This window comes from Pseudodonghicola flavimaris (genome assembly GCF_030164425.1).
GTDB lineage: Bacteria > Pseudomonadota > Alphaproteobacteria > Rhodobacterales > Rhodobacteraceae > Pseudodonghicola > Pseudodonghicola flavimaris.
Map to the genome: position 1 here is coordinate 1 of NZ_JASNJD010000053.1, position 1,654 is coordinate 1,654.

2 protein-coding genes are annotated in these 1,654 nt (G+C 67.4%); both read right to left on the reverse strand.

Translation table 11 applies throughout. The features are described from left to right. The coding region (locus QO033_RS25175; RefSeq protein ID WP_284483434.1) for an electron transfer flavoprotein subunit alpha/FixB family protein at positions 1-905 on the reverse strand (905 nt) is incomplete at its 3' end. Continuing rightward, positions 905-1,654: electron transfer flavoprotein subunit beta/FixA family protein (locus QO033_RS25180; protein WP_284483435.1), on the reverse strand; the 750-nt coding region annotated here is incomplete at its 5' end. The genes QO033_RS25175 and QO033_RS25180, both read right to left, overlap by 1 nt.

Sequence of the window (1,654 nt, forward strand, 5' to 3'; positions counted from 1 at the left end):
GGGACGGCCTGGAAGAGGTCTGCGACGAGGCCGAAGTCTGCGACCTGGAAGATCGGGGCTTCTTCGTCCTTGTTGATGGCGACGATGACCTTGGAGTCCTTCATGCCGGCGAGGTGCTGGATGGCGCCGGAGATGCCGACGGCGACATAGAGCTCGGGGGCGACGACCTTGCCGGTCTGGCCCACCTGCCAGTCGTTCGGGGCATAGCCCGAGTCGACCGCCGCGCGGGAGGCGCCGACGGCGGCGCCCAGCTTGTCGGCCAGCGCCTCGATGATCCTGAAGTCCTCTTCCGAGCCGACACCGCGGCCGCCGGAGACCACGATCTTGGCCGAGGTCAGCTCGGGCCGGTCAGAGGCCGCGACCTTGTCCTCGACCCATTCCGACAGGCCCGGATCGCCGGCGGCGGAGACCGTCTCGACCGCGGCCGCACCGCCGTCGCCGGCGGCGTCGAAGGTCGAGGTGCGGAAGGTGATGACCTTCTTGGCATCCTTCGATCTCACCGTCTGGATGGCGTTGCCGGCATAGATCGGACGCTCGAAGGTGTCGGCGTCGACCACCCCGGTCACATCCGACAGCACCATCACGTCGAGCAGCGCCGCGACCCGCGGCAGGATGTTCTTGGCATCGGTGGTGGCCGGCGCCACGATGTGGCTGTAATCCCCGGCCAGGCTGACGATCAGCGCCGCGGTGGCCTCGGCCAGGCGGTGGCCCAGAACCGCGTCCTCGGCGACCAGCACCCTGGCGACACCGTCGATCTTGGCGGCGGCCTCGCCGGCGGCGGCGGCCGAGGCGCCGGCGCAGAGCACGGTCACATCGCCCAGGGCCTTGGCGGCGGTGACCGCCTTGGCGGTGGCGTCAACGGCCAGCGCCCCATCGGTAACTTCGGCAAGCAGCAGAACGGCCATCAGACGATCCCCTTCTCTTTCAGTTTCGCCACCAGCGTGTCGACGTCGGCGACCATTTCGCCGGCCTGACGCGCGGCGGGCTCATCGGTCTTGACGATCTCCAGCCGCGGGCTGACATCGACGCCGATATCGGCTGCCGTCTTCTCGTCCAGCGGCTTCTTCTTCGCCTTCATGATGTTCGGCAGCGAGGCATAGCGCGGCTCGTTCAGGCGCAGATCGACGGTGACGATGGCCGGCATCTTCACCTTGATGGTCTGCAGGCCGCCGTCGACCTCGCGGGTCACCACCGCGCTGTCGCCCTCGACCTTCAGCTCCGAGGCGAAGGTCGCCTGGCTCCAGCCCAGCAGCGCCGACAGCATCTGCCCGGTGGCGTTCATGTCGTTGTCGATCGCCTGCTTGCCGGCCAGCACCAGACCCGGCTGCTCCTCTTCCACAACCTTGGCCAGGATCTTGGCCACCGCCAGCGGTTCGATATCGCTGTGCACGTCATCGGCGGCGACAACCAGGATCGCACGGTCCGCGCCCATCGCCAGCGCCGTCCGGAGGGTTTCCTGCGCCTGCTTCACGCCGATCGAGACGGCGACCACCTCAGAGGCGACACCCGCCTCCTTCAGACGGATCGCTTCCTCCACCGCGATTTCGTCGAACGGGTTCATCGACATCTTCACGTTCGCAAGATCGACACCGCTTCCGTCCGCTTTGACGCGAACCTTCACGTTGTAATCGATCACGCGCTTGACAGGTACCAG